Source organism: Pseudomonas nitroreducens, assembly GCF_010994165.1.
Classification (GTDB): Bacteria; Pseudomonadota; Gammaproteobacteria; order Pseudomonadales; family Pseudomonadaceae; genus Pseudomonas; species Pseudomonas nitroreducens.
In genome coordinates this window covers 26,715-51,390 of record NZ_WMBX01000005.1, presented here as the reverse complement: position 1 = coordinate 51,390, position 24,676 = coordinate 26,715, and the positions used below count along the sequence as shown (strand labels likewise).

Here is a 24,676-nt window from a genome sequence, read left to right as displayed (position 1 = left end):
CGCGTGGCCCAGGTGAAACGCATTCGCCGTGCGGTCAACGGCGTGCTGATTCTCGACAAGCCGCGTGGCATGAGCTCCAACCAGGCCCTGCAGAAGGTGCGCTGGCTGCTCAATGCCGAGAAGGCCGGCCATACCGGCAGCCTCGACCCGCTGGCCACCGGTGTCCTGCCGCTGTGCTTCGGCGAGGCGACCAAGTTCTCCCAGTACCTGCTCGATGCCGACAAGGGCTACGAGACCGTCGCCCAACTGGGCGTGACCACCACCACCGGTGATGCCGAGGGTGAGGTCCTAGAGCAGCGCGAGGTGACCATTGGTCGGGACGCCATCGAGGCCATGCTGCCACGCTTCCGTGGCGACATAGAGCAGGTGCCGCCGATGTACTCGGCCCTGAAGAAGGACGGTCAGCCGTTGTACAAGCTGGCTCGTGCAGGAGAGGTAGTGGAGCGCGAGGCGCGTTCTGTTACTATTGCGCGCCTGGATTTGCTCGCCTTCGAGTCGCCCTGTGCGACGCTGGCCGTTTCCTGCAGCAAGGGCACCTATATCCGCACCCTGGTCGAAGACCTCGGCCGCGAACTTGGGTGTGGTGCACACGTTGCCGCCCTGCGCCGGACCCAGGCCGGACCTTTCCAGCTGAACCAGTCGGTGACGTTGGAGGCGCTCGAGAAAGTCCATGCCGAGGGCGGCAACGAAGCCCTCGACCGTTTCCTGCTGCCGGTGGATGCCGGCCTGGAACACTGGCCGCTGTTGCAGCTCTCCGAGCACAGCGCCTATTACTGGCTGCATGGCCAGCCAGTACGCGCTCCCGAAATGCCGAAGTTCGGCATGCTGCGGGTGCAGGATCACGAAGGTCGCTTCATCGGAATCGGTGAAGTGGTCGAAGACGGGCGCCTGGCGCCGCGTCGACTGATTCGGTCGTAAGGCCGGAACCGAGGGTGGCTGTCAGCAGGCACGGTCACTCCTCTTACTATGAACACAGGGAGAAGTCCCTGGCCTGTTACCTCAGAGGAAGCCCCATCATGGCACTGAGCGTCCAAGAAAAAGCCCAGATCGTTAACGAGTACAAGCAAGCTGAAGGCGACACCGGTTCCCCGGAAGTGCAGGTTGCACTGCTGTCCGCCAACATCAACAAGCTGCAGGACCACTTCAAGGCCAACGGCAAAGACCACCACTCCCGTCGTGGCCTGATCCGTATGGTCAACCAGCGCCGCAAGCTGCTGGACTACCTGAAGAGCAAGGACACCTCTCGTTACAGCGCCCTGATCGGTCGCCTGGGCCTGCGTCGCTAAGACGGCAAGCCTGAAGTGGGAAGCTGGGAGTCCGGGGTCGTTGGGCGGTGTATACCGCTCATCGGCTCTGGCTCCCGGCTTTCTCGCTTTTATAGGGAATGAAAACGGGTCCGACTCCCGGCATTTCCACAATTTCCCCCAAGGCAACTAAAGAGAAGGTAGAGAAACCGTGAACCCGGTAATCAAGAAATTCCAGTTCGGTCAGTCGACCGTCACCCTCGAGACTGGCCGCATTGCCCGCCAGGCCACCGGCGCCGTGCTGGTCACCATGGACGACGTCACCGTGCTTTGCACCGTCGTCGGCGCCAAGCAGGCCGACCCGAGCAAGAGCTTCTTCCCGCTCTCCGTGCACTATCAGGAGAAGACCTACGCAGCCGGCCGCATCCCCGGTGGCTTCTTCAAGCGTGAAGGCCGTCCTTCGGAGAAGGAAACCCTGACCTCGCGCCTGATCGATCGCCCGATCCGCCCGCTGTTCCCCGAAGGTTTCATGAACGAAGTGCAGGTTGTCTGCACCGTCGTTTCCACCAACAAGAAGTCCGATCCGGACATCGCTGCCATGATCGGCACTTCCGCCGCCCTGGCCATCTCCGGCATTCCGTTCGCCGGCCCGATCGGCGCTGCCCGCGTTGGTTTCCACCCGGAAATCGGCTACATCCTCAACCCGACCTACGAGCAGCAGCAGAGCTCCAGCCTCGACATGGTCGTGGCCGGTACCTCCGACGCCGTGCTGATGGTTGAGTCCGAAGCCGACGAACTGACCGAAGACCAGATGCTGGGTGCCGTTCTGTTCGCCCACGAAGAGTTCCAGGCCGTCATCCGTGCCGTTGCCGAGCTGGCAACCGAAGCTGGCAAGCCGAGCTGGAACTGGACCGCGCCGGTCGAGAACACTGCCCTGGTCAACACCATCAAGGCCGAGTTTGGTGCCGCCATCTCCGAAGCCTACACCGTCACCGTCAAGCAGGACCGTTACGCGGCCCTGGATGCCCTGCGCGAGCAGATCGTCGCCAAGTTCGCCGGTGAAGGCGAAGGCCAGTTCTCCGCAGGTGAAGTCAAAGAGGTCTTCGGCCTGCTGGAATACCGTACCGTTCGCGAAAACATCGTCAACGGCAAGCCGCGTATCGACGGCCGCGACACCCGCACCGTTCGTCCGCTGAAGATCGAAGTCGGCGTACTGGGCAAGACCCACGGCTCGGCGCTGTTCACCCGTGGTGAAACCCAGGCTCTGGTCGTTGCCACCCTCGGCACCGCCCGTGACGCCCAGCTGCTCGATACCCTCGAAGGCGAGCGCAAAGACCCCTTCATGCTGCACTACAACTTCCCGCCGTTCTCGGTTGGCGAGTGTGGCCGCATGGGCAGCGCTGGCCGTCGTGAAATCGGCCACGGCCGTCTGGCACGCCGCAGCGTTGCTGCCATGCTGCCGAGCCAGGACGAGTTCCCCTACACCATCCGCGTGGTTTCCGAGATCACCGAATCCAACGGTTCCAGCTCCATGGCTTCCGTCTGCGGTGCTTCCCTGGCGCTGATGGACGCCGGTGTTCCGGTCAAGGCGCCGGTGGCCGGTATCGCCATGGGCCTGGTGAAGGAAGGTGACAAGTTCGCCATCCTGACCGACATCCTGGGTGACGAAGACCACCTGGGCGACATGGACTTCAAGGTCGCCGGTACCGACAAGGGCGTGACCGCCCTGCAGATGGACATCAAGATCAACGGCATCACCGAAGAGATCATGGAGATCGCCCTGGGCCAGGCCCTGGAAGCTCGCCTGAACATCCTCGGCCAGATGAACCAGATCATCGCCGCCCCGCGCGCCGAGCTGTCGGAGAACGCTCCGACCATGATCCAGATGAAGATCGACACCGACAAGATCCGCGACGTCATCGGCAAGGGCGGCGCCACCATTCGTAGCATCTGCGAAGAGACCAAGGCCTCGATCGACATCGAGGACGATGGCAGCGTGAAGATCTACGGCGAAACCAAGGAAGCTGCCGAGGCTGCCAAGCAGCGCGTCCTGGGTATCACCGCGGAAGCCGAGATCGGCAAGATCTACGTCGGCAAGGTCGAGCGCATCGTGGACTTCGGTGCCTTCGTCAACATCCTGCCGGGCAAGGACGGTCTGGTGCACATCTCGCAGATCAGCGACAAGCGCATCGACAAGGTCACCGACGTTCTGCAGGAAGGCCAGGAAGTCAAAGTCCTGGTTCTGGACGTGGACAACCGTGGCCGCATCAAGCTGTCCATCAAGGACGTAGCCGCTGCTGAAGCCTCTGGCGTCTAAGCGGTAGCGAAATGAAGAGAGGGCCCCTTGCGGGCCCTCTTTTTTTGCCTTGAGAATGCGCTTTCCGCCGATCTCGCTCCAAGGATGCCCCGAGATGGACAAGCGCTACTGTCATTACCACAGTGCCCAGCCCGCGACCTGGCACTGTCAGCCTTGCGAGCGCCATTACGGCGACTGCTGCATTCCGCTCAATGCCGATGCGCCGGAGTACGCGCCGTCGTGCCCGTTGTGCCGGGGCCATCTGCGCTACCTCGGCGCGGCGAATACCGCGCAACCTTTCTGGGAGCGCCTGCCGAAGTTCTTCGCCTACGGATTCCAGGCCGGGCCATTGGCCTTCTGTGTCTTGCTGGCACTGGCCTGTGTGTTCATGCCGCCGATGTTCGTGCTCTGGATCGCCCTGTTCAGCGTGGCGACCAAATACCTGCATAGCGTGATCGAAACGGCGAGTTTTGGCGGCCAGGAAGCTCCAGGCCTGCTCGAAGCCTTCAGCCCCGACAGTCTGCGGATGTTCTTCCAGCAACTGGCGGTATTCCTGATCGCCCTGGTGCTGCTGTGGCTGGCTGCCGATTTCCACAGCGAGGCGATCTACTGGGCAGCCAATATCGCGGTCATGCTGGTTCTGCCGGCGAGCATCATCCGGCTGTCCCTGGACAAGAGCCTGGGGGCCGCGCTGAGCCCCAGCGAAGTGGGGCAGGTGATCGCGGCCATGGGCTGGCGTTACCTGATCCTCTGCGTGTTCCTGTTCATCCTCTGGCAGTCGCCCACTTATGTCGCCTGGCTTCTCTCCAACGGGCTGCCGCGGGTGGTGATGGTCCCGGTGGTGGCAGGCCTGACGGGTTATTTCGCCGTGGTGATGTGCGCCATGATGGGCTATGCCGTGTTCCAGTATCAGGGCCAACTGGGCTACGTATCCGCCGGGGAGGACGCCCCGGCCGGCTACGCCGCGCCGGAATGGCACCGCCGCAAGGCACTGGCCGAGGCGGAGGTACGAGTCAAGGAGGGACAGACCGGCGTGGCGCTGGAAATCCTCGTCGCGGCGCTGCGCGAAGGCCGCCAGGATCTCAAGCTGAATGAGCGCTATCACCAGTTGCTCTTCGCCCTGAACGAGCGTGCGGAATGCCTGAATCACCTGCCGCACTACCTGAGCCTGGCCAGCCGGCTCAACCCGCAGCTGGCTGCCAGCGCCTTCCTGAATGCCCGGCAACTGCAGGCGGATTACCTGCCCGAGGACCCGAGCGTCTGCGAACGCATTGCCGAGGTGCTGATCGAGCGCCACAAGGCCCGCGAGGGGCTGAGCCTGCTGCGCAACCTGCACAAGCGCTACCCAGATTACCCCGGCATTCCCCGCGCCTACCTGATGGCGGCACGGGCGTTTTCGGAGGAGCTGGGGCAGGTGGAACCCGCCCAGCAGTTGCTGGCTTTCATTCGCCAGCGTTATCCGGCGTTCGAGCAGATGGGCGAGGTGGTGCAGCTTGAGGCCGTGCTGGCGAAGTTGGGCAGGAGCTCAGGTACCTGATCGTGCAACCTGCATGGAGCGCAGCGGCAGACTTTGCAAACTGCAAGCGGTCGCTGTTTGGGTTTACTTGTTAAGTTGTTGATTAATAAGGTTTTTACTGGATCGTAAAAGCTGGCACAGGGCTTGCGATAGTCCTAGTGCAACTGCAGCCAGGAACGGGCCGCAGTTTTCCAACAATTCAGGAGAAACCGCCATGAAACGTTTCAACAAACTGGCCCTTGCCGCTGCCACCGCAACCGCTCTGAGCTTCTCGTTCGCCAACTCGGTGTTCGCCCAGCCGACGACTCTGGCCGCCAATGACACCGTCCAGAAAACTGAAGAGGCGGTTTCCGACACCTGGATCACCAGCAAGGTGAAATCCAGCCTGATCGCCGACAAGGACATCAGTGGCACCAACATCAAGGTCGAGACCAACAAAGGTGTGGTTTCGCTCTCCGGTAACGTCAAGACCGACGCCGAGAAGGAACTCGCGATCAAGACCGCCAAGGGCATCAAAGGCGTGACCGCTGTGTCCGCCGACGGCCTGAAATCGGTCGAGTAAGCACCACGGGTTCTCACCCCATCCAACTCCGAACAGGAGGATCGCCATGAACACTGACGTCATCAAAGGCAAGTGGAAGCAGCTCTCCGGCTCGCTCAAGGAGAAGTGGGGCAAGCTCACTGACGACGACCTGCAGGCGGCGGACGGACACGCCGAATACCTGGTGGGCAAACTGCAGGAGCGCTACGGCTGGACCCGCGAGAAAGCGGAAGAGGAAGTCCGCGACTTCAGCCGCCACCTGTAGCGCCTGAACCCAGGGATGATCAAGGCCCCGCCGGTACGCCGGCGGGGCTTTTTCATGGGTGAATCAAGGGGCCAGGTGTTGCTGGTATATCGTCAGTTGGCGGGTCGGGTCGGCTTCCGGGTAGTGCTGACGGAGGAAGCGTGACAGTTCGTGCACGGTCTGCAGGTCACCCTTCTGGCCAACCTGCTTGGCCAGTTGCAGGGTCAGGCCCGGCAGCATTTCGGGACGCAGGGCGGAGCGCGCCAGCCGGCGCCAGCTGCTTAGTGCCTGCACGGACTCATTGCGATGTAGCAGCTTGCGCAGCAGGTGTAATTGAATGGCCGGATGTGCAAGCAGCCCGGTATCGCTGGCGGCACTTTCCTCAGCCAGTCTGCGCAGCAGTGAGTCGGCCGCCGGGGAGGGCGGCAGGGCGAACAACTGCTTGAGGGTTTCGCTCATCAAGCCCCGGTCCTGCCTCCCTTTGGCTAAGCCATACAGGCGCTCGACCAGCAAAGGTTGCCCCGGGAACTGCCGCAGCAACTCCGCACCGCGCGCGGCGGCCTGGTCGAGGGCGAAGCGGCCGATCTGCTCATCCAACGATGCCAGGGCGCGCTTGAAAGGGGCTTCTGGGTCTTCCTTCGCCAGGTAGGCCTCGTCGACCGGCATCCGCCCAAGTTTGCGCGGCAGCCAGACGGCGAGGAAGCCGGAGACCAGCCCGCCGATGTGCGCGTAGTAGTTCACATGATCGGCGGCACGCAGCAGCCCGAACAGTTCCTTGCCCAGCCACAGCGGCAGGATCCACAGCGCTGGTGCCGTCAGATAGCCCATCAGCGGTCCGAGCCAGTAGAAGAACTGGATGCGCCGCAGGCCATAGGCGCCGATGTACATGCCCATCAGGCCGGAGATGGCGCCGGAGGCACCGATGCCCGGTACCCAGGACGGATCTAGCGCCCACCACAGCAGGCTGGAGCAGAAGCCACTGAACAGGTAGAGGCCCAGATACAGGGCTCGTCCCAAGGCTGCTTCCAGAGCGAAGCCGAAGATGAACAGGAACACCATGTTGCCGGCCAGGTGCCAGAAGCTGCCATGAAGGAACATCGAGCCGAACAGGCCCTGAACGGTGAACCGCTCGGGGATGAAGCCGAAGCGCAGGCTGCTGGTCAGGTCGCGGGCGGCTTCCGCTTTCAGGCGCGCGGCCTGCCAGGCGCTGTCCTGCTGGAAGGCCGGCAGCGCGCGCAGCTCATGGCCGAACTCCAGGTCCGAGAGAACGAGCCAGGCCAACTGTTGACGCGGCAAGGCCTCCAGGGCGCGCTGCTGGTCGGCTTCCAGGCGGTCGCGGCGCTCCAGCGAGGCGCTGAACAAGGGGCGTTCATGACCCAGCAGGTCCTGGTCGAGATAGACGCGTACGGCCTCTTCGCGCCGGGCGCTATCGCCCCCCTGGTAGCCGAAGTAGATCAGGACGTTGATGACGATGAGCAGCAGCGTGATGACGGGAGGCTTTTTCCAGTCCAGCGGATGCTCGGCGGGGACGATGACCATGGCGACCGGTCCTTGGCGCAAGTGGCGTGAGTGGCGGCGAGACTAGCACCTCGCCAGCACGGCTGTCAGTTGCCGCTGCGCTTGCTCTGGATGTCGCTCAGCCGATTGCCCTCGAAGCGGACGAAATACAACATGCCGCTCCAGGGGCCGTAGATCCATTCTTCCACGGCCACTTCCATGGATTCGCCGTAGCGGGGGCCAGGCACCTGCTTGTAGCCCAGGAAGGAACGGCTGACTGGCTCGCCGCAGCGGCTGAGCACGTCGCTGGTGACATCGCCGGTGCTGATGAGCTTGCTGTTGCAGCGCAAGCTGGCGGCCTGCGCGTCCAGCGCAATGACAGTGAGCGGTAACACAAGCGCGACCAGGCGCAGAGTGAAGAGGGGCTTCAATTGCGTTTGAACTCGATGCTTTTGAGTTTGTTGGCCTCGAAGGTGAGGATGTAGCTGGTGCCGTTGCGCGGCCCGTACACCCACTCCTCGACCCGGTACTCGCGGTGGTCGTAGCCGCTGAGGGTATAGCCGACTTCATCGCGGTGATCCGGCGCGCCGCACTTCTGCTCGACTTCCCAGGCACGGTCGCCGGCGTTGATCAGGGAACTACCGCAGCGCATGCTTTCCGCCTGGGCGCCCGCCGCGCAAAGCAGCAGGGCGCAGGACATCCAGGTCAGGGCTTTCATCGAACGACTCCTTACTCGCTATCGAGGTGAAGCTGGGCGGCCACTTTGCCACCATTCTCCGCTTCGCCGAAGCTGACGTCGATGAGGTAGATGCGGTCGTCCCCCAGGCCGCCCTTGCTGACCAGATAGTCCTTGATCTGGGTCGCGCGCTCCTGACCGAGCTTGCGCAGCAGCAATTGGCTGTCGCTCCAGGAGTCGAGCACGGCCTGGCGCATCTTCGCCGAACGCTCGTCCTTGCTCAGGTCCTGCCACTCCGCCGGAGGTTGTTTCTTCAGGCGCGCACGGTAGACGCCTTCGAGCAGGATCGGCTGCAGATCCTCCGGGACTTCCAACTGGCTGGCGTCACTGGGCACCTTGTCGCCGCGGCGCTGCAACATGCTGTAGTAGTTCTTCTGGTATTCCTGTTTCAGGCGCTTGTCGGCCAGCAGCGGGCCGTCGCTGGCTGCGGCGGCGACACCTTCGACTTCCAGCTTCAGGGCTGGGCGCTGCTTGAGCGCGCCGACCAGTTTGTCGAGGTTGGCCTGGGCGGCGGAATCCAGCTCGCTGGAGCCGGGTGCGAAGGTCACGCTGCCCAGGTCCTCGTCGCCGCCGCCGGCGAGCCCGGCGATGAATTTGAAGGGTGCCTGCACCGCGCGTACCACCAGGTTGCGCAGGGTCTGCCAGACGATGGGCATGACGCTGAACTGCGGGTTGTTCAGGTCGCCCTCCACCGGCAGCTGGATATCGATGTTGCCGTTGGCGTCCTTGAGCAGCGCGATCGCCAGTTTCACCGGCAGGTCCACAGCATCGGGGCTGTCGACCTTCTCGCCCAGTTGCAGGTGCTCTACCAGCACCTTGTTGTCGGCCTTCAGCTTGCCCTGGGTTATCTGGTAGTGCAGGTCCAGGTTCAGCCGGCCCTTGCGGATGCGATAGCCGGCGAACTTGCCGGAGTAGGGCGTCAGGGTGGTCAGCTCGACGCGCTTGAAGCTGGTGGCGATGTCCAGCTTCTCCAGCGGCGAGAAGGGGTTGAGGCTGCCCTTGATGGTGACCGGGGCGTACTTGTCGACCTTGCCCTTCACGTCCACCGAGGCGGGTGTCGGATTGCGGTTGTCGATGGTGCCGATCTCACCGCCCAGCTGCTGGATGGCGGTGGCGAAGTCCGGGCGCAGGGTCAGGTCGGCGAAGTTGGCCGAACCGTTGTTGATCTTCACCCCGCCGATACGGATGCCCAGCGGCTTGCTGTTGACACTGCCGCCTTTGTTCGCGGAGGACGATGCGGATTCCGGTTGCGCGATGATCAGCTCGCTGACGTTGGTGCTGCGGTCCTCGTTGATGATGAAGCGTGCGTAGGGCTCTTCCAGCGACACCGTCTGGATCAGGAGGCTGTCGCCATGCTTGTAGGCCAGGCCGTTGAGGGTCAGCTTGGTCCATTTGACGAAGTCGCGGCTCTTGAGGGTGTCCAGGGTATGCAACTGCGTGACCTGAGCGCTGCCGTTGACGCTGAAAGCCAGCGGCTCGGTGCCCTTGAGGTCGACATCGAGGTCGCTGGCCAGCAGACCGCTGCGCAGTTCCAGGCGGATGAACGGATCGATGTAGGCCTGGGCGACGCGCAGGTCGATGTCGCGGGTGGAGACCTTGAGCTTCGCGCTGACCGGGTTGGGGATGACCTGGCCGCTGGCCTCGATCTGGCCGCGGGGGCCGAGACCGGTCTTGAGCTTGAGCTGCAGGGGCGAGGTCAGGCCGCTGTCGAGGTTCTGCAGGTCGAGGTCCAGCGGGCCGACTTCGAGACTCACCGGCTTGCTCGGTGCGCGATCGGCCAGGTGGGCCTTGTAGCCGCGCAACTGGGTGTCGCGCAGGACCACGTGCCAAGTCTTCTTCGGCTCAGCCGGTGCGGCGGGCTGGGCACCTGCGGGCTGCGGTTGGGTCGTTGAAGCGGCCACGGCTGCTGGCGGAGTCTTGGCTGCATCGGTGGGCTTGCCTTGCGCTTTGTCCTCGGCCTCGGGGGTGACCACGGCCGTCTGCTGTTCCTTGGCGGCCTTCGCCGGGGGCGTTTGCGGCTGGCCGGTGGCAGTCTCGCCGGACGCCGCCTTGGCTTCGCTGGTGGGCTTCTCGGCAGGCTTCTGCTCGGGGGCGGCCTGTGCCTGAGGCGTTGGCTCCTCGGGGCGCTTGTAGGGTTTGAAGTCGGCGAAGAGCTTCTGCCAGTCAAGCTGCCCGTCCTTCTCCCGCGCAGCCCAGGCTTCCAGACCCTGGCTGCGAATCTGACCAACGATCACTTCCTGCTTGGCGAGGTCCAGCGCGGTGTCGGCGACATCCAGGGTGGCGAGCTTGGCGAGCGGCTTGCCTTCAGGTGATGTCAGGTCGAGGTCGCGCAACTTGATGGTCGTCTTGTCCAGCAGCAGCTGGGTGTCCTTCGACAGGTCCAGGTGGTAGTCGGAGGCGACGCTGAGCATGCCGTTATTCAGATTGAGCGGAGCGTTGTCACGCACATAGGGCCACCAGGCCTTCAGCGGCACATCGTCGACAGTGAAGCTGCCCTTGGAGGTGAACGGCACGATGCTCAGGTCGCCTTTCCAGTCGAGCTTGCCACCGTGCGGGCCGGTGGCGACCAGGGTCATTTCGGCACCGTCGTCAGGCAGCGTGCTGAGGTTGTGCAGCTCGAACCCCAACGGGTCGAAGACGAACTCCACCGGCTCGCTGGGGCGACGGTCGAGGAAATGCAGACTGCCTTCGGCCAGCCGTATGCGGTCGATGCGCAGCGGGAAGGGATCGCTCGGTTCCGCCGGCGGGGGAGTCGGTTCGCTCGGGGGGAGCTTGAACAGCCTGGTGAGATTCAGCGTGCCGTTCTCGGCGAACAGCAACTCGGTGTGCGGTGCATCGAGTTCGACATCCGCCAGGTGCAACTGGCGCTTCCACAGGCTATCGAGTTCGAGGTTGGCGTAGAGGCGGCGGAAACGTACCTGTTCCTGCCCCTCTTCGCCCAGGTGCAATCCCCAGAGGGTGAGCTCCAGGCTGAAGGGATTGAATTCTATGCGTTCCAGGCGCGCTGGGCCCGTCGAGTATTGAGCCAGTTGTTGGTTGGCTACGCGCAGGCCAATGCCGGGGAGAATGAGAAAACCCAGCAGGCAGTAGAGGGAGACCAGCAACAAGACCGCGCCGATGGCGCGTTTCAATCCTTTGGGCATGGCGAGAGTCGTTTCCGTCGTGACGTGCAGAACCAGTATGGCACGGCTGGGATGGTTCGATTCGAAAGTCGCCTTCGGACGCGGTTTTCAGTGATGTCTGTCAGTCGTTCAGGCGATTGGTGCGGGCGAACTCAACGAGGTCCACGAGGCTTTCAAGGTTCAGCTTCTCCAGAATGCGCGTCTTGTAGGTGCTGACGGTCTTCTGGCTGAGGAAGAGCTCCTCGGCGATGTCCTTGTTGCTCATGCCTCTCACCAGGCTGCGCAGCACCACCAGTTCGCGCGGCGTCAGGCTGGCCACCGGGTCGGCGTTCTTGTCGATGCTCAGTGACTTTTCCGGGAAGCAGCGATAGCCCGAGACCAGCATGCGAGCGGCGTTGAGAATGGCGCTGGTGTCCTTGTTCTTGCTGACGAAGCCATGCGCACCCGCGGCTTCGACCTTGCTCGAGTACAGGCGTTCATCCTGCGAGCTCAAGACCAGCAGGCGGATGTTCTCGTCGAAAATATGGATACGCGCCAGCAGGTCGAGGCCGTCCATCCCTGGCAGGTTGAGGTCCAGTATCACGAGGTCCGGCCGTTCCTTGCGGACAGCGTCCAGACCGCCATGACCATCGGCTGCCTCGCGTGCTACCTCGAACTGAGGATCCTGTTCAAGCAGCGAACGGATCGCCAAACGCATCGCGGGGTGATCCTCGATCAGCACCACACGTTTCTTCATGGTTGACTCCCTGAGTCCAAACAATTGCGCGCATTGATCTTGAAGATAGACCAGTTGTTCAAGCACCTACGGAATATTCCTATGCGTAGGACCGAAAGCATGCGGAGAATCAACTTAGGAGGGCATGGGCCTGCAATCGTGCGTGGAGACTTGCTGTGCAGACGGAATTCTGCTCAGCAAGTCCCGATAGGTCAGCGCTGCAGAGCCAGTGCCACACCTTGGCCGCCGCCGATACAGAGCGTCGCGAGGCCCTTTTTCGCGTCGCGGCGCAGCATCTCGTGCAGCAGGGTGACCAGTACGCGGCAGCCCGATGCGCCGATGGGATGGCCAAGGGCGATGGCGCCGCCGTTGACGTTCACCTTCGAGGCATCCCAGCCCAGTTCCTTGCCCACAGACAATGCCTGGGCGGCGAACGCCTCGTTGGCCTCGATCAGGTCCAGGTCGGCGAGCTGCCAACCGGCCTTCTCCAGGCAGCGGCGGGTAGCCGAGACCGGGCCGATGCCCATGATGGCAGGGTCGACACCGGCGTTGGCATAAGCGGCGATACGGGCCAGGACCGGCAGGCCCAGTTCCGCAGCCTTGGCCGCGCTCATCAGCAACACGGCGGCCGCGCCATCATTGAGGGTCGAAGCGTTGCCGGCGGTGACGCTGCCGTCCTTCTTGAACGCCGGCTTGAGCTTGGCCAGGGATTCTGCGGTGGTGCCGGCGCGGGGCTGCTCGTCGGTGTCGAAGCGCAGGGCTTCGCCCTTGCGCTGGGGAATCTCGATGGCGGTGATTTCGGTCTTGAAGCGCCCCGCTTCAATGGCCTCGGCGGCCTTGCGTTGCGATTCGGCGGCGAAGGCGTCCTGGTCCTCCCGGCTGATGCCGTACTTCTCCACCAGGTTTTCGGCGGTGATGCCCATGTGGTAATCGTTGAAGGCATCCCACAGGCCGTCCTGAATCATGCTGTCGACCAGTTTGGCGTGGCCCATGCGCAGGCCGGTACGGGCGCCAGGCATGACGTAGGGGGCGAGGCTCATGCTTTCCTGGCCGCCGGCGATGACGATATCGGCGTCACCACAGCGGATGGCCTGCGCAGCCAGGTGCAAGGCCTTGAGCCCGGAGCCGCAGACCTTGTTCACCGTCATCGCCGGCACCGTGTTGGGCAGGCCTGCGGCAATGGAAGCCTGGCGCGCCGGGTTCTGGCCGGCACCGGCGGTCAGTGTCTGGCCGAGGATGACTTCATCCACCCGGGCCGGATCCAGGCCGGTCTGTTGCAGCAGGCTGCGAATCACCGCGGCGCCCAGTTCATGGGCCGGCAATGTGGCGAGCGAACCCTGGAAGCTGCCGATGGCGGTACGGGTGGCAGCGACGATGACGACTTCTTGCATGACGCGAATCCTCTGGCTGGCGCGGCAACGGCCGCAGCGAAGGAGCATGGTTGCACGCTCGCCGCCGGCTCACCACCCTCCGAACCGAGTGGTCACGTTTCAGCGCAGAGGGGGCAGCCCCATTCGCCGGCGCGCGCGGTGCAGCGAACCGTTGCGCACCGCCCAGCGCAACAGCGGCACGCTGCGCTTCACGCTGGAACGGATCAGCTGGCGCTGCAGGCTGCCAAGGCTCAGGCCAAGCTGGTCAGTCGCCCACTCCGGGAGCAGGTCGATGCCGGCGCGCATCATCAGCATGCCGAAGGGCTTGGCAAGGAAGCTGGGGGCAGGGGCGTTGAAGAGCACGCTGACCACTTCTCGGGTGCGTTCGTCGTAGCGAAGCTGTGGGCGCATGTGTTGCAGGTAGGCCGCAACCTCCACCCGCGAGCGCGGGACATTGCGTGCACCGAGGCGCTCGGCGATCAGGGCTATCTCGTCGTAGTAGCGGTCCTGTTCTTCGCCGGAAAGATTCGGGTTCAGGTAGCGCAGGTGCGAGGCAAGGAAGCAACTGACTTCGGCGACGTGCACCCAGGTAAGCAAGTCCGGGTCGCTGGCCGCATAGGGGGTGCCGTCGGGAAGGGTGCCGTGGACGCCGTCGTGGATGCGTCGCACGCGCTCGATCAGCTTCTCGGCGTCACCGCGCGAACCGTAGGTGGTAGCGGAGATGAACTGCCCGGTGCGGCGCAGGCGGCCGAGCATGTCGGCGCGGAAGTTGGAGTGGTCCCACACTCCACCGAGCGCGGCCGGATGGAGCATCTGCAGGAGCAGGGCGCTGATGCCGCCAATGAGCATCGAGCTGAAGTCGCCATGGACTTTCCAGCAGATGGATTCCGGCCCGAACAGGCCGGGATCGCCCTTGGGCGACTCGAAGTCGACCCCGCCCAGGGCGAGGCCGGTCAGGCTGAGTACCTGGCTTTCGATATGACGGCGAACGGTTTCCATTGCGGCGGACAGGCCTCGGGGCAAGGACGACAGGTCTGTTCCATAAACCTAGCATCTTTGCGCCCTCGGCCTGTAGCGCAGGTCAACGGTTGAGGCGGTTGTCGATCAGCCCCTGGACCACGCTGGGGTCCGCCAGGGTCGAGGTATCGCCGAGGTTTTCCAGTTCGTTGCAGGCGATCTTGCGCAGGATGCGCCGCATGATCTTGCCCGAGCGCGTCTTGGGCAGGCCCGGCGCCCACTGCAGCATTTCCGGCTTGGCGAAGCTGCCGATCTCCTTGCTCACCAGGGCCAGCAGTTCCTGCTTGAGTGCGTCGCTGGGCTCGATGCCGTTCATGGTGGTGACGAAGGCATAGATGCCCTGGCCCTTGAGGTCGTGCGGATAGCCGACCACGGCGGCCTCGGCGACCGAGTCATGCAGCACCAGCGCGCTCTCCACCTCGGCGGTGCCGATGCGATGGCCGGAGACGTTGATCACGTCGTCCACACGGCCGGTGATCCAGTAGTAGCCATCTTCGTCGCGGCGCGCGCCGTCGCCGGTGAAGTAGTAGCCGGGGTAGGGTTTGAAGTACGTATCGATCATCCGCTGGTGATCACCGTAGACACTGCGGATCTGGCTGGGCCAGCTGGCTTTCACGGCGAGTACGCCGGAGCCGGGACCATCGATTTCCTTGCCCTGCTCATCCAGCAGTACCGGTTGCACGCCGAAGAAGGGGCGGGTCGCCGAGCCGGGCTTGAGGTCGGTGGCGCCGGGCAGCGGAGTGATCAGGATGCTGCCGGTTTCGGTCTGCCACCAGGTGTCGACGATGGGGCAGCGCTTCTCGCCGACGACTTCGTAGTACCACTCCCAGGCTTCCGGGTTGATCGGCTCGCCCACTGAGCCGAGCAGGCGCAGACTGCTACGGCTGGTCTTCTGCACGGGAGCATCGCCTTCGCGCATCAACGCGCGGATGGCAGTGGGTGCGGTGTAGAAGATGTTCACCTGGTGCTTGTCGATCACCTGCCAGAAGCGCGAGGCGTCCGGGTAGTTCGGCACGCCTTCGAACATCAGCGTGGTGGCGCCGTTGGCCAGCGGGCCGTAGACGATGTAGCTGTGGCCGGTGACCCAGCCCACGTCTGCGGTGCACCAGTAGATGTCGCCGTCGTGGTAGTCGAACACGTACTTGTGGGTCATCGCCGCGCCCAGCAGGTAGCCGCCGGTGGTGTGCAGCACGCCCTTGGGTTTGCCGGTCGAGCCGGAGGTGTAGAGGATGAACAGCGGATCCTCGGCATCCATCGGCTCTGGTGCGCAGTCCTCGCTGGCCTCGCGCAGGGCCTCGTGGTACCAGAGGTCGCGGCCTTCGACCCACGGGATCTCGCCCTGGGTGCGCTCGACCACGACCACGGTGGACACGTTCGGGCAGTCCGCCAGGGCTTTTTCCACATTCTTCTTCAGCGGGACGTACTTGCCGCCGCGCACGCCTTCGTCGGCGGTGATCACGGTGCGACAATCGGCATCGTTGATGCGGTCCCGCAGGGCGTCCGGGGAGAAACCGCCGAACACCACCGAATGGATCGCACCGATCCGTGCGCAGGCCAGCATCGCGTAGGCAGCTTCGGGGATCATCGGCATGTAGATGCAGACCCGGTCGCCTTTCCCGACACCGCGGCTCTTGAGCACATTGGCCAGGCGGCAGACATGGCTGTGCAGCTTGCGGTAGGTGATGTTGGCGGATTCGGCCGGGTTATCGCCTTCCCAGATGATCGCGACCTGCTCGGCGCGCTGTTCGAGGTGGCGGTCGATGCAGTTGTAGGTGACGTTGAGCTCGCCGCCCTTGAACCAGGTCGCCTGGCCCTTCGCGAGGTCGCCGTGGTGCACCGAGTGCCAGGGCTTGAACCAGTCGAGGAAGGTCTTGGCCTGCTCGCCCCAGAAGGTATGCGGGTCGTCTACCGACTGCTGGTAGAGGCGCTGGTAGGCATCGTTGTCGAGGTAGGCACGCTTGCGTACGGCCTCCGGCACGGGGTGAAGGCTGATCTCATGCATGGGGAATCCTTGTTGTTGTTTAGCCGAGATGTCCCAAGGGTGCATCCAAGGCAAGGCGGGTTCAAGGGTTGTCCATGCAGTTTCGACGCGCCACCAGACGGGAACGTTCCCGCGCGGGTGTTCTGATCGGTGCTGCAGAGCGCTAGGCGCAGAGGTGGGGAGGGCGGATGGAGCTGAGGGGGATGGCGGAGAGTGCCGGGCCGAGCAAACGGGTGAGCAGGCGCTCACCCGTTCGTAAATCCATCAGCCGCGGTGACGGCCGCGGAAGAAGTCGATCAGGCCCTGGGTGGAACCGTCCTCGGCGGCGCTTTCCTCGCTGCCGACCAGGCGCCCGTAGACCGCCTTGCCCAGCTCCTTGCCCAGCTCCACGCCCCACTGGTCGAAGGCGTTGATGCCCCAGAGGATGCTCTGCACGTAGACCTTGTGCTCGTACATGGCGATCAGCGCGCCCAGGCGGCGGGCGCTGATGCGCTCGAGCACCAGGGTGTTGCTCGGGCGGTTGCCCGGGATCACCTTGTGCGGTGCCAGGCGCTGCACTTCGGCCTCGTCCACGCCCTTGGCGCGCAGTTCGGCCTCGGCTTCGGCGCGGCTCTTGCCGACCATCAGCGCCTGGCTCTGCGACAGGCAGTTGGCGTACAGCCACTGGTGGTGGTCGGCGACCGGGTTGTAGCTGGACACCGGGACGATGAAGTCGGCCGGGATCAGGTGGGTGCCTTGGTGCAGCAACTGGTGGTACGCGTGCTGGCCGTTGCAGCCCACGCCACCCCAGATCACCGGGCCGGTGCCGGCGGACACCGGGGTGCCGTCCTGGCGCACGCTCTTGCCGTTGGATTCCATGTCCAGCTGCTGCAGGTGATCGGTGATGTTCCGCAGGTAGTAGTCGTAGGGCAGGATCGCGTGGCTGCGCGCGCCCCAGAAGTCGCCGTACCACACGCCGAGCAGGCCCAGCAGCACCGGGATGTTCTTCTCGAACGGCGCGGTGAGGAAGTGCTGGTCCATGCTGTAGGCGCCGGACAGCAGTTCCTTGAAGTTGTTGATGCCCACCGACATCGCGATTGGCAGGCCGATGGCCGACCACAGTGAGTAACGGCCGCCGACCCAGTCCCACATCGGGAAGACGTTTTCCGGGCGGATGCCGAAGGCGGAAGCGGCTTCCTTGTTGCTGGAAACGGCGATGAAGTGCCGGTACAGCTCCGCCTCGCTACCGCCCTGGGCCAGGTACCAGGCGCGGGCGGCCTGGGCGTTTTTCAGGGTTTCCAGGGTACCGAAGGATTTCGAGGAGACAATGAACAGCGTGGTCTCGGCGTTGAGCTTGGCGGTCATCTCGCGGAATTCACTGCCGTCGATGTTCGCCAGATAGTGGCAACGCACGCCTTTCTGGGCGAAGGGCAGCAGCGCTTCGGAGACCAGTTGCGGGCCGAGGAAGGAGCCACCGATGCCGATGTTCACCACATCGGTGATCGGCTTCTCGGTGTAGCCGCGCCACAGGCCGTTGTGCACGGCGGCGACCAGTTCGGTCATCTGGTGCAGCACGCGGTGCACCTCGGGCATCACATCGTTGCCGTCCACCAGCACCTTATCGCCGATAGGGCGGCGCAACGCGGTGTGCAGCACCGGGCGGCGCTCGGAGGCATTGATCACCTCGCCGCGGAACATGGACTGGATGGCCTCGCCCAGCTTGGCTTCCTCGGCGAGCTTCACCAGCAGGTCGAGGGTGTCCTGGCGGATCAGGTTCTTCGAGAAGTCGAGGAACAGGCCGCAGGCGCTGAGGGAGAAGCGCTTGAAGCGCTCCGGGTCCTGGGCGAATGCCTCGCGCATGGTGAAGCTCTGCAGTTCCTGGCGGTGGGCGGCCAATGCCTTCCAGCTCGCCAGTTGGGTGGCATCCAGCGGGGTGAGGTGGTGTTCCATGACGTACCTTCGGGTAAGACGGGCGTGTTTGAGCTTGAGGCTTTCGAACGGAAAAGATGCCCGGTGGTTCCGGGCGTCGTCTCTTCGGATCAGGCGAGCTGGACCGGGATCGCGTTGCTGGTATGGCTCAGCTCGTTACCGGGAGCCATGTACAACATGCGCGGCTTGTAGCCTTCCAGCTCGGCGTCGCTGAACTGAGCGTACGCGCAGATGATCACGCGGTCACCCACCTTGGCCCTGTGAGCGGCGGCGCCGTTGACGGAAATCATCCGCGAGCCCTCCTCGCCACGGATAGCGTAGGTGGTGAAGCGTTCGCCGTTGTCGACGTTGTAGATCTGGATCTGTTCGTACTCGCGGATTCCGGCGAGATCGAGCCATTCGCCGTCGATGGCGCAGGAGCCTTCATAGTCGAGCACGGCGTGGGTGACTTCGGCGCGGTGCAGTTTGGCTTTGAGCATGATGCTCTGCATGACGTGGCTCCTGTTTTTCTTCTGGTCGAGGAGAGCGGGGCGAGTATGCCCGAGCACCCGAAGTCGCTCAAGGCCGCGGTTGGCGCGGCTTCGAGGCGAAAATTCGGGTGTCGGGCGGGGAATCAGTCGATGTGGAAGGCGAGGTTGTCGATCAGCCGGGTGGTGCCCAGGAAGGCGGCAACCAGAATCACCAACTGATGATCCTCTGCGGTGGCGGGGCGCAGACCGGCGGATTCGCGGGCTTCGAGGTAATCGATACGCAGGCCGGCCGCTTCGATCTGCCGGCTGCCTTCTGCCAGCAGCGCGGGGAAGTCGCGCTCGCCCTGGCGGATGCACTCGGCCAGTTGCCTCAGAGTGCGCTGCAGCACCGGCGCGACGGCGCGTTGCTCGTCGGTCAGGTAACCGTTGCGGGAGGACAGCGCCAGGCCATCCTCCGCGCGCACGGTCGGCTCGCCGAAGATCTGGATCGGCAGGTTCAGGTCACGCACCAGCTTGCGGATCACCGCCAACTGCTGGAAGTCCTTCTCGCCGAACAGCGCCATGTCCGGCTGGACCATGTTGAACAGCTTGCAGACCACGGTGGCGACGCCATCGAAGTGGCCCGGTCGGCTGCCGCCGCACAGGCCTTCGGAAACGCCGGTCACGTGCAGGCGGGTCTGGCCGTCCATGCCGTCCGGGTACATCTCCTCGACGGTGGGGGCGAACAGCAGGTGGCAACCGGCGCTGAGCAGCTTCTCCTGGTCGGCGGCAAGGGTGCGTGGGTATTTTTCCAGATCTTCGCTGGGGCCGAACTGCAGCGGGTTGACGAAGATGCTGGCGACCACGAAATCGGCGCGCTGGCCGGCCTTGGTCACCAGCGCGGCGTGCCCGGCGTGCAGGTTGCCCATGGTCGGCACCAGCGCGATGCGCTTGCCTTCGCTACGGGCGCGCGCCACGGCGGCACGCAGCTCGCGGACTGTCTTCACTGTGTTCATCAGGCGAAACCGTGCTCCGGGCCAGGGAAGGTGCCGTCCTTCACGGCCTTCACATAGGCAGTGAAAGCGGACTGTATATCGGGCTGGCCTTCGAGGAAGTTCTTCACGAACTTCGGCGAACGACCGGACAGTGACAGGCCGAGCAAGTCATGCATCACCAGCACCTGGCCGTCGGTGCCGGCACCGGCGCCGATACCGATGACCGGGATCTTCACGGCTTCGGTGATTTCCTTCGCCAGGGCGGACGGTACGCACTCCAGCAGCAATACAGCAGCACCAGCCTGCTCCAGGGCAATGGCATCGGCACGCAACTGGCGCGCCTGGGCTTCCTGGCGACCTTGCACCTTGAAACCGCCGAACAGGTTGACTGCCTGCGGGGTGAGGCCCAGGTGTGCGCACACGGGGATGCCCATCTGCGCCAGGCGGACGATCGGTTCGGCGAGCCAGGAGCCGCCTTCGAGCTTGACCATATGGGCGCCGGCTTGCATCACTTTGACCGAGTCGCGCAGCAACTGGTCCAGGGAAGTGCCGGATTCGAACGGCAGGTCGGTGACGATCAGTGCACCCTTGTTACCGCGTTTGACCGCAGCGGTGTGGTAGGCCATGTCTTCGACGGTCACCGGCAGCGTGCTGTCGTGACCTTGCAGCACCATACCCAGGGAGTCACCGATCAGCAGCATTTCGGCACCGGCCAGGCTGGCGGTGTGGGCGAAAGTGGCATCGTAGGAGGTCAGCATCGCGATCTTTTCGCCGCTTTGCTTGAGACCTTGCAGGGTGGTCAGGGTGACATCAGGCATGAAAGTGTCCTCGGTTCTGCGCCGGGCAGGGGCAAACGGGGCCCTATAGTCCGGATCGAAAAAGGCGAAGTCAATTGCAGGTGTTACCGGACTGTTACGGCGTTACTGTCAGTGCGCCCCACACCTGGGGCGCAGCATGCCTCAGGACAGGCGCTCGAGGCCGCTGAACGGACAGGCGGCGAGCAGCTCGGGCAGGGTACGACCGTCGGGGAAACGCAGTTGTGGGGCCAGGTCTGCCAGCGGGTAGAGCACGAAGGCGCGGGCGTGCATGTGGTAGTGAGGGACAGTGAGGCGCGGCTCGTCGATCACCCGGTCACCGAACAGCAGGATATCGAGATCGAGGGTGCGTGGTCCCCAGCGCTCGTCCTTGCGTACGCGCCCTTGTTCCAGCTCGATGGTCTGCAGGGCATCCAGCAGGGCGAGTGGTTCCAGGTCGGTATCCAGCGCGGCCACGGCATTGACGTAACGTGGTTGGTCCGGCGGGCCCAGAGGATCGCTGGCGTACAGCGGGGAAACCACCGCTACCTTGCTGGCAGGAATCTGCGCCATGGCCTTCAGAGCGGCTTCCAGCTGCTGGCGCGGCTCGGCGAGATTGCTACCGAGCCCGATGTACACGCGCTCGCTCATTCGCTGCTGGTGCCTTCGGTGCGTGGGCCGCGACGGCGGCGGTTGTTGCCGCCCCGCCGGCGCTTGCGCGGGGCTGCGCCGGCTTCTTCCTGCTGGCTGGCCAGGTTGCGGATCATGCCGCGGCGCTCGCCGTCGCTGGCTTCCTGGTAGTCGGTCCACCAGTCGCCGAGACCTCCGGTTTCCTCGCCGGCACTCTCGCGCAGCAGTAGGAAGTCGTAGCCGGCGCGGAAACGCGGATTTTCCAGTAGCAGATCGGCCTTCTTGCCCTGACGGCGAGGCAGGCGCTCCTGCATGTCCCAGATCTCGCGGATCGGGATGGTGAAACGCTTGGGCACCGCAGTGCGGCGGCATTGTTCCAGGATCAGCTCGTGGGCGGCTTCCTGCATCGCCGGGATCGGCGGCATGCCGCGGTCCTGCAGCTTCAGCACGCGGGCGGGCAGGGCCGGCCAAAGCAGTGCGGCGAACAGGAAGGCCGGGGTGACCGGCTTGCCCAGGCGAATGCGCTCGTCGGTGTTGGCCAGGGCCTGGCGCATCAGCTTGCCGGCGTATTCCGGGTCATCCTTCAGCGCCTTGGCGCTCGCCGGGAACAGCGGAGCGAACAGGTCGTATTCGTTGAGCAATTCGAAGGTGCGCTCGGCCTTGCCGCTGAGGAACAGCTTGAGCACCTCGTCGAACAGGCGCGCGGACGGAATCTCGTTGAGCAGCGGGGCGAGACGGCGGATCGGCGCAGCGCTGTGCTTCTCGATCTCGAAATCCAGTTTGGCGGCAAAACGCACCGCGCGCAGCATGCGTACCGGGTCTTCAAGGTAACGCTGCTCCGGGTCGCCGATCAGGCGGATCAGGCGGTTGCGGATATCGCGCACGCCATGGGCGTAGTCGAGGATGCGTTCGCCGGTAACGTCGAAGTACAGGGCGTTGATGGTGAAGTCGCGGCGCTGGGCGTCGTCTTCCAGGGTGCCATAGACGTTGTCGCGCAGGATGCGGCCGGCTTCGTTACGCGAAGCGTGGGCGCTGTCGGTATCGTCTTCGCTGACCGGATGGTTGGCGCGGAAGGTGGCGACTTCGATTATCTCGCGGCCGAAATGGACATGGACCAGCTTGAAGCGGCGACCGATCACCCGCGCGTTGCGGAATTCGGCGCGCACCTGCTCCGGGGTGGCGCTGGTGGCGACGTCGAAGTCCTTGGGCGGAATGCCGAGCAGCGGGTCTCGTACGCCACCGCCGACGATGTAGGCCTGGTAGCCGGCCTTCGTCAGGCGCTCCACGACGTTCACCGCGTTCCTGCTGAACTGTTCCCGCCGCAGCGAGTGCTGATGATTGCCAACGACTTCCGGAGTAGTGCGGACAGCGCGCGGACGGCGCAATGGGGATCGGATGGACTGGATCAGCTTTTTCAGCATGTGTGCACTATCGGGAATGGGTGTATGGATGGCGTCTGCAGCGCCGCGCGTTCACGGCGTTTCCTGGAGGATAGCGGGTGCCTGCTGCTGCCTGGAAACAATTGGCAGCAAATCGTCTGCCGTCTGCGCCGCGGCGATTCTAGCATTGTGGGGTGGGATGATGAAGAAAACTGGGGAAAGGGACTTGCGGGGAGAAGGGGAGAGGGTGTAGCGAAAGCTACTGGGGGAGCCGAGGCTCCCCCCCAAATAGGTGCGTGCTTTGTTTTTATTATGATTACCGGGCTTGTTGTTTTTGTTTGTAGACCCGACCCTCGAAGCTATCTGCTTCGGGGAACCTTCCACACTTGGAAGGTGTTCAATAGCAAACGGATTGCTTTGGTCGCTGAGTGAGCAATGATCTTGCGATCCAACCAGTTTTGCGTGCTGCCTCAAGACAGTTTTATTCTTCTTGACCGGTTGCGGGACTGCTCCCGACGGCTACCCTTCTCCAAAAGAATCAGTTAGCTGCGCCTCCGCGATTTTGTTTTTGTTGTGCTGGAGTCGTTTCGTCTTGTTCTTATTTTGAGTGGTCGTGCTTGTTATTGTTGTTGTGCCAATAACAAAGCAGATGCCGTGCCAACTTTTGCGAATCCTTATTTTTCAAGGGTTTGCGAGGATTCACCTCCGAACGACAGGCACAAAAAAGCCGGGTTTCCGTTACCGATGAACCCGGCTTTGTTACGGAGCATGTCTCCGGTAACAGTGTGGTGACCTGTTACGAGTCCGCCGCAGCACCCGATTTGCGGCGTGGAATGCCCAGGCGCTGGCGACGTTCCCACAGGCATTTGCGGCTGATGCCCAGCTTGCGGGCCAGCTCGGTCTCGGTCATGTGGTCCTGGTGTTCGAGGACGAAGTGCTGGAAGTAGTCCTCCAGCGACAGATCCTCGGTGGGCTCGTGATTGCTGGCGCTGCCGTTGGTCGGGCGCAGGTCGCCATCATCGCCGAAGTCGTCTTCCAGATCGTCCAGCTCGATGTCGATGCCCAGCAGGTCGGCAGGGATTTCCTGGCTTTCGCTGAGGATCACAGCGCGCTCGATGGCGTTCTCCAGTTCGCGCACGTTACCCGGCCACGGGTAGTGACGGATGGCCTGCTCGGCTTCGTGAGAGAAGGTCAGCGCCGGGCGCCCCATCTGGGAGCACTGACGCGCCAGGAAGGAGCGGGCGATTTCCATGACGTCGGCTCCGCGCTCGCGCAGGGGCGGCAGCTTCAGCGAGATGACGTGCAGGCGGTAATAGAGGTCTTCGCGGAACTGGCCGGTCTTGGCCAGCATTTTCAGGTCGCGGTGGGTGGCAGCGATCAGGCGGACGTCGACCTTCTGCGACTGCACCGAGCCGACCCGGCGGATCTCGCCCTCCTGCAATACGCGCAGCAGGCGTGCCTGGGCTTCCAGCGGCAGTTCGCCGATCTCGTCGAGGAACAGGGTGCCGCCGTCGGCGGCTTCCACCAGGCCTGCGCGACCCGCGCTGGCGCCGGTGAATGCGCCTTTCTCGTGGCCGAACAGTTCGGACTCGATCAGGGTTTCCGGGATCGCGGCGCAGTTCACCGAGATCAGCGGCGCCTTGGTGCGCTTGGACAGGTTGTGCAGCGCACGGGCGACCAGTTCCTTGCCGGTACCGGACTCACCCTGGATCAGCACATTGGAATCAGTCGGCGCGACCTTGCGGATCTTGGTGTAGAGCTCCTGCATGGGCGGACAGGAGCCGATGATGCCGATATCGCCATCCGCGGCGGCGGTGTTACCGCTGCTACGCTCGGCGGCCTTGGCGTTACCGCGGGCTTCGGCGGGGGCGTTTCGGTTCTCCTGGCGATCCTTGAGGATGCGCGCCACAGCCTGGAGCATCTCGTCGTGGTCGAACGGCTTGGCGATGTAGTCCACCGCGCCCATCTTCATCGAGTCCACCGCCGAGCGCAGGCTGGCGTAGCTGGTCATGATCAGCACCGGGGTGCCCTGGGCCAGCTTGATCAGTTCGGTGCCGGGGGCGCCGGGCAGGCGCAGGTCGCTGACGATCATGTCGAACGACGGGATGCTGTAGCGCTCCTGTGCCTCCTGCACCGAGCCAGCCTCGCTGACCTGGTACTGGTTCCGCTCGAGCAACCGTCGCAGGGCGGAACGGATGATGGTTTCGTCTTCGACGATGAGGATATGTGCCATGTATTCAGC

At 63.9% G+C, this 24,676-nt stretch carries 21 protein-coding genes; 6 read left to right on the top strand and 15 right to left on the bottom strand.

Annotation, left to right across the window (positions count from 1 at the left end; translation table 11 throughout):
- The first annotated feature begins 3 nt into the window (after positions 1-3).
- The 6 genes from truB to GJV37_RS21810 all read left to right on the top strand — a co-directional run bounded on the left by truB (position 4) and on the right by GJV37_RS21810 (position 5,862).
- Positions 4-918 (top strand): tRNA pseudouridine(55) synthase TruB, encoded by a 915-nt coding sequence (gene truB, locus GJV37_RS21835; RefSeq protein WP_037014352.1) that lies wholly within the window; start codon positions 4-6, stop codon positions 916-918.
- A gap of 98 nt (positions 919-1,016) precedes the next feature.
- Positions 1,017-1,286 (top strand): 30S ribosomal protein S15, encoded by a 270-nt coding sequence (gene rpsO, locus GJV37_RS21830; protein WP_017518939.1) that lies wholly within the window; start codon positions 1,017-1,019, stop codon positions 1,284-1,286.
- Between the two features lie 169 nt (positions 1,287-1,455).
- Complete coding sequence (pnp, locus tag GJV37_RS21825; protein WP_037014346.1) at positions 1,456-3,561, top strand: polyribonucleotide nucleotidyltransferase; 2,106 nt, start codon at positions 1,456-1,458, stop codon at positions 3,559-3,561.
- A gap of 94 nt (positions 3,562-3,655) precedes the next feature.
- On the top strand, positions 3,656-5,077 hold the full coding sequence (locus GJV37_RS21820) for a DUF4013 domain-containing protein (RefSeq protein ID WP_170859951.1): 1,422 nt from the start codon (positions 3,656-3,658) through the stop codon (positions 5,075-5,077).
- A gap of 193 nt (positions 5,078-5,270) precedes the next feature.
- Positions 5,271-5,618, top strand: a complete 348-nt coding sequence (locus GJV37_RS21815; RefSeq protein WP_024765330.1) for a BON domain-containing protein — start codon at positions 5,271-5,273, stop codon at positions 5,616-5,618.
- A gap of 46 nt (positions 5,619-5,664) precedes the next feature.
- Complete coding sequence (locus tag GJV37_RS21810) at positions 5,665-5,862, top strand: CsbD family protein (RefSeq protein ID WP_024765331.1); 198 nt, start codon at positions 5,665-5,667, stop codon at positions 5,860-5,862.
- A 63-nt stretch (positions 5,863-5,925) separates the two neighbouring features.
- On the opposite strand, the gene GJV37_RS21805 is transcribed toward GJV37_RS21810, so the two are convergent.
- The 15 genes from GJV37_RS21805 to GJV37_RS21735 form a co-directional block, all read right to left on the bottom strand.
- Positions 5,926-7,380 (bottom strand): rhomboid family intramembrane serine protease, encoded by a 1,455-nt coding sequence (locus GJV37_RS21805; protein WP_170859952.1) that lies wholly within the window; start codon positions 7,378-7,380, stop codon positions 5,926-5,928.
- 65 nt (positions 7,381-7,445) lie between these two features.
- Positions 7,446-7,769: a DUF2845 domain-containing protein gene (locus tag GJV37_RS21800; RefSeq protein ID WP_024765333.1), complete on the bottom strand. Its 324-nt coding sequence runs from the start codon at positions 7,767-7,769 to the stop codon at positions 7,446-7,448.
- The gene (locus tag GJV37_RS21795; protein WP_024765334.1) at positions 7,766-8,056 is read right to left on the bottom strand and encodes a DUF2845 domain-containing protein; all 291 of its coding nucleotides are present in this window, start codon (positions 8,054-8,056) and stop codon (positions 7,766-7,768) included. Before GJV37_RS21795 ends, GJV37_RS21800 begins: the two co-directional genes overlap by 4 nt.
- 11 nt (positions 8,057-8,067) lie before the next feature.
- Positions 8,068-11,217 carry a DUF748 domain-containing protein gene (locus tag GJV37_RS21790; RefSeq protein ID WP_170859953.1) on the bottom strand — a complete coding sequence of 1,050 codons (3,150 nt, stop codon included), beginning with the start codon at positions 11,215-11,217 and terminating at the stop codon, positions 8,068-8,070.
- Positions 11,218-11,317: 100 nt separating this feature from the next.
- Positions 11,318-11,998: a response regulator transcription factor gene (locus GJV37_RS21785; RefSeq protein WP_226045591.1), complete on the bottom strand. Its 681-nt coding sequence runs from the start codon at positions 11,996-11,998 to the stop codon at positions 11,318-11,320.
- A 125-nt stretch (positions 11,999-12,123) separates the two neighbouring features.
- Entirely contained in the window at positions 12,124-13,302 is a 1,179-nt protein-coding gene (locus GJV37_RS21780) for an acetyl-CoA C-acetyltransferase (protein ID WP_084358516.1), read from the bottom strand.
- Positions 13,303-13,401: 99 nt separating this feature from the next.
- Positions 13,402-14,280, bottom strand: coding sequence for an oxygenase MpaB family protein (locus GJV37_RS21775; protein WP_170859955.1), 879 nt, complete (start codon positions 14,278-14,280; stop codon positions 13,402-13,404).
- Between the two features lie 82 nt (positions 14,281-14,362).
- On the bottom strand, positions 14,363-16,300 hold the full coding sequence (gene acs / locus GJV37_RS21770) for an acetate--CoA ligase (protein ID WP_037014337.1): 1,938 nt from the start codon (positions 16,298-16,300) through the stop codon (positions 14,363-14,365).
- A 243-nt stretch (positions 16,301-16,543) separates the two neighbouring features.
- Complete coding sequence (gene pgi / locus GJV37_RS21765) at positions 16,544-18,208, bottom strand: glucose-6-phosphate isomerase (protein WP_024765339.1); 1,665 nt, start codon at positions 18,206-18,208, stop codon at positions 16,544-16,546.
- An 89-nt stretch (positions 18,209-18,297) separates the two neighbouring features.
- Positions 18,298-18,678: an aspartate 1-decarboxylase gene (panD, locus tag GJV37_RS21760; RefSeq protein ID WP_037014327.1), complete on the bottom strand. Its 381-nt coding sequence runs from the start codon at positions 18,676-18,678 to the stop codon at positions 18,298-18,300.
- Between the two features lie 122 nt (positions 18,679-18,800).
- Positions 18,801-19,652 (bottom strand): pantoate--beta-alanine ligase, encoded by an 852-nt coding sequence (gene panC, locus GJV37_RS21755; protein ID WP_170859956.1) that lies wholly within the window; start codon positions 19,650-19,652, stop codon positions 18,801-18,803.
- Positions 19,652-20,449 carry a 3-methyl-2-oxobutanoate hydroxymethyltransferase gene (gene panB, locus GJV37_RS21750; RefSeq protein WP_024765342.1) on the bottom strand — a complete coding sequence of 266 codons (798 nt, stop codon included), beginning with the start codon at positions 20,447-20,449 and terminating at the stop codon, positions 19,652-19,654. The genes panC and panB overlap by 1 nt, the downstream gene beginning before the upstream one ends.
- A gap of 141 nt (positions 20,450-20,590) precedes the next feature.
- Positions 20,591-21,076, bottom strand: coding sequence for a 2-amino-4-hydroxy-6-hydroxymethyldihydropteridine diphosphokinase (gene folK, locus GJV37_RS21745; RefSeq protein ID WP_054910796.1), 486 nt, complete (start codon positions 21,074-21,076; stop codon positions 20,591-20,593).
- On the bottom strand, positions 21,073-22,476 hold the full coding sequence (locus GJV37_RS21740) for a polynucleotide adenylyltransferase PcnB (RefSeq protein ID WP_054910797.1): 1,404 nt from the start codon (positions 22,474-22,476) through the stop codon (positions 21,073-21,075). Before GJV37_RS21740 ends, folK begins: the two co-directional genes overlap by 4 nt.
- 754 nt (positions 22,477-23,230) lie before the next feature.
- The gene (locus GJV37_RS21735) at positions 23,231-24,667 is read right to left on the bottom strand and encodes a sigma-54-dependent transcriptional regulator (RefSeq protein ID WP_038803379.1); all 1,437 of its coding nucleotides are present in this window, start codon (positions 24,665-24,667) and stop codon (positions 23,231-23,233) included.
- Between the last annotated feature and the right edge of the window lie 9 nt (positions 24,668-24,676).

Coding starts and splice junctions, on each gene's coding strand:
- rpsO (WP_017518939.1), top strand. CDS start 1,017: ATGGCACTGAGCGTCCAAGAAAAAGCCCAGATCGTTAACGAGTACAAG.
- GJV37_RS21820 (WP_170859951.1), top strand. CDS start 3,656: ATGGACAAGCGCTACTGTCATTACCACAGTGCCCAGCCCGCGACCTGG.
- GJV37_RS21815 (WP_024765330.1), top strand. CDS start 5,271: ATGAAACGTTTCAACAAACTGGCCCTTGCCGCTGCCACCGCAACCGCT.
- GJV37_RS21810 (WP_024765331.1), top strand. CDS start 5,665: ATGAACACTGACGTCATCAAAGGCAAGTGGAAGCAGCTCTCCGGCTCG.
- GJV37_RS21805 (WP_170859952.1), bottom strand. CDS start 7,380: ATGGTCATCGTCCCCGCCGAGCATCCGCTGGACTGGAAAAAGCCTCCC.
- GJV37_RS21795 (WP_024765334.1), bottom strand. CDS start 8,056: ATGAAAGCCCTGACCTGGATGTCCTGCGCCCTGCTGCTTTGCGCGGCG.
- GJV37_RS21790 (WP_170859953.1), bottom strand. CDS start 11,217: ATGCCCAAAGGATTGAAACGCGCCATCGGCGCGGTCTTGTTGCTGGTC.
- GJV37_RS21780 (WP_084358516.1), bottom strand. CDS start 13,302: ATGCAAGAAGTCGTCATCGTCGCTGCCACCCGTACCGCCATCGGCAGC.
- GJV37_RS21775 (WP_170859955.1), bottom strand. CDS start 14,280: ATGGAAACCGTTCGCCGTCATATCGAAAGCCAGGTACTCAGCCTGACC.
- acs (WP_037014337.1), bottom strand. CDS start 16,300: ATGCATGAGATCAGCCTTCACCCCGTGCCGGAGGCCGTACGCAAGCGT.
- pgi (WP_024765339.1), bottom strand. CDS start 18,208: ATGGAACACCACCTCACCCCGCTGGATGCCACCCAACTGGCGAGCTGG.
- panD (WP_037014327.1), bottom strand. CDS start 18,678: ATGCAGAGCATCATGCTCAAAGCCAAACTGCACCGCGCCGAAGTCACC.
- panC (WP_170859956.1), bottom strand. CDS start 19,652: ATGAACACAGTGAAGACAGTCCGCGAGCTGCGTGCCGCCGTGGCGCGC.
- panB (WP_024765342.1), bottom strand. CDS start 20,449: ATGCCTGATGTCACCCTGACCACCCTGCAAGGTCTCAAGCAAAGCGGC.
- folK (WP_054910796.1), bottom strand. CDS start 21,076: ATGAGCGAGCGCGTGTACATCGGGCTCGGTAGCAATCTCGCCGAGCCG.
- GJV37_RS21740 (WP_054910797.1), bottom strand. CDS start 22,476: ATGCTGAAAAAGCTGATCCAGTCCATCCGATCCCCATTGCGCCGTCCG.
- GJV37_RS21735 (WP_038803379.1), bottom strand. CDS start 24,667: ATGGCACATATCCTCATCGTCGAAGACGAAACCATCATCCGTTCCGCC.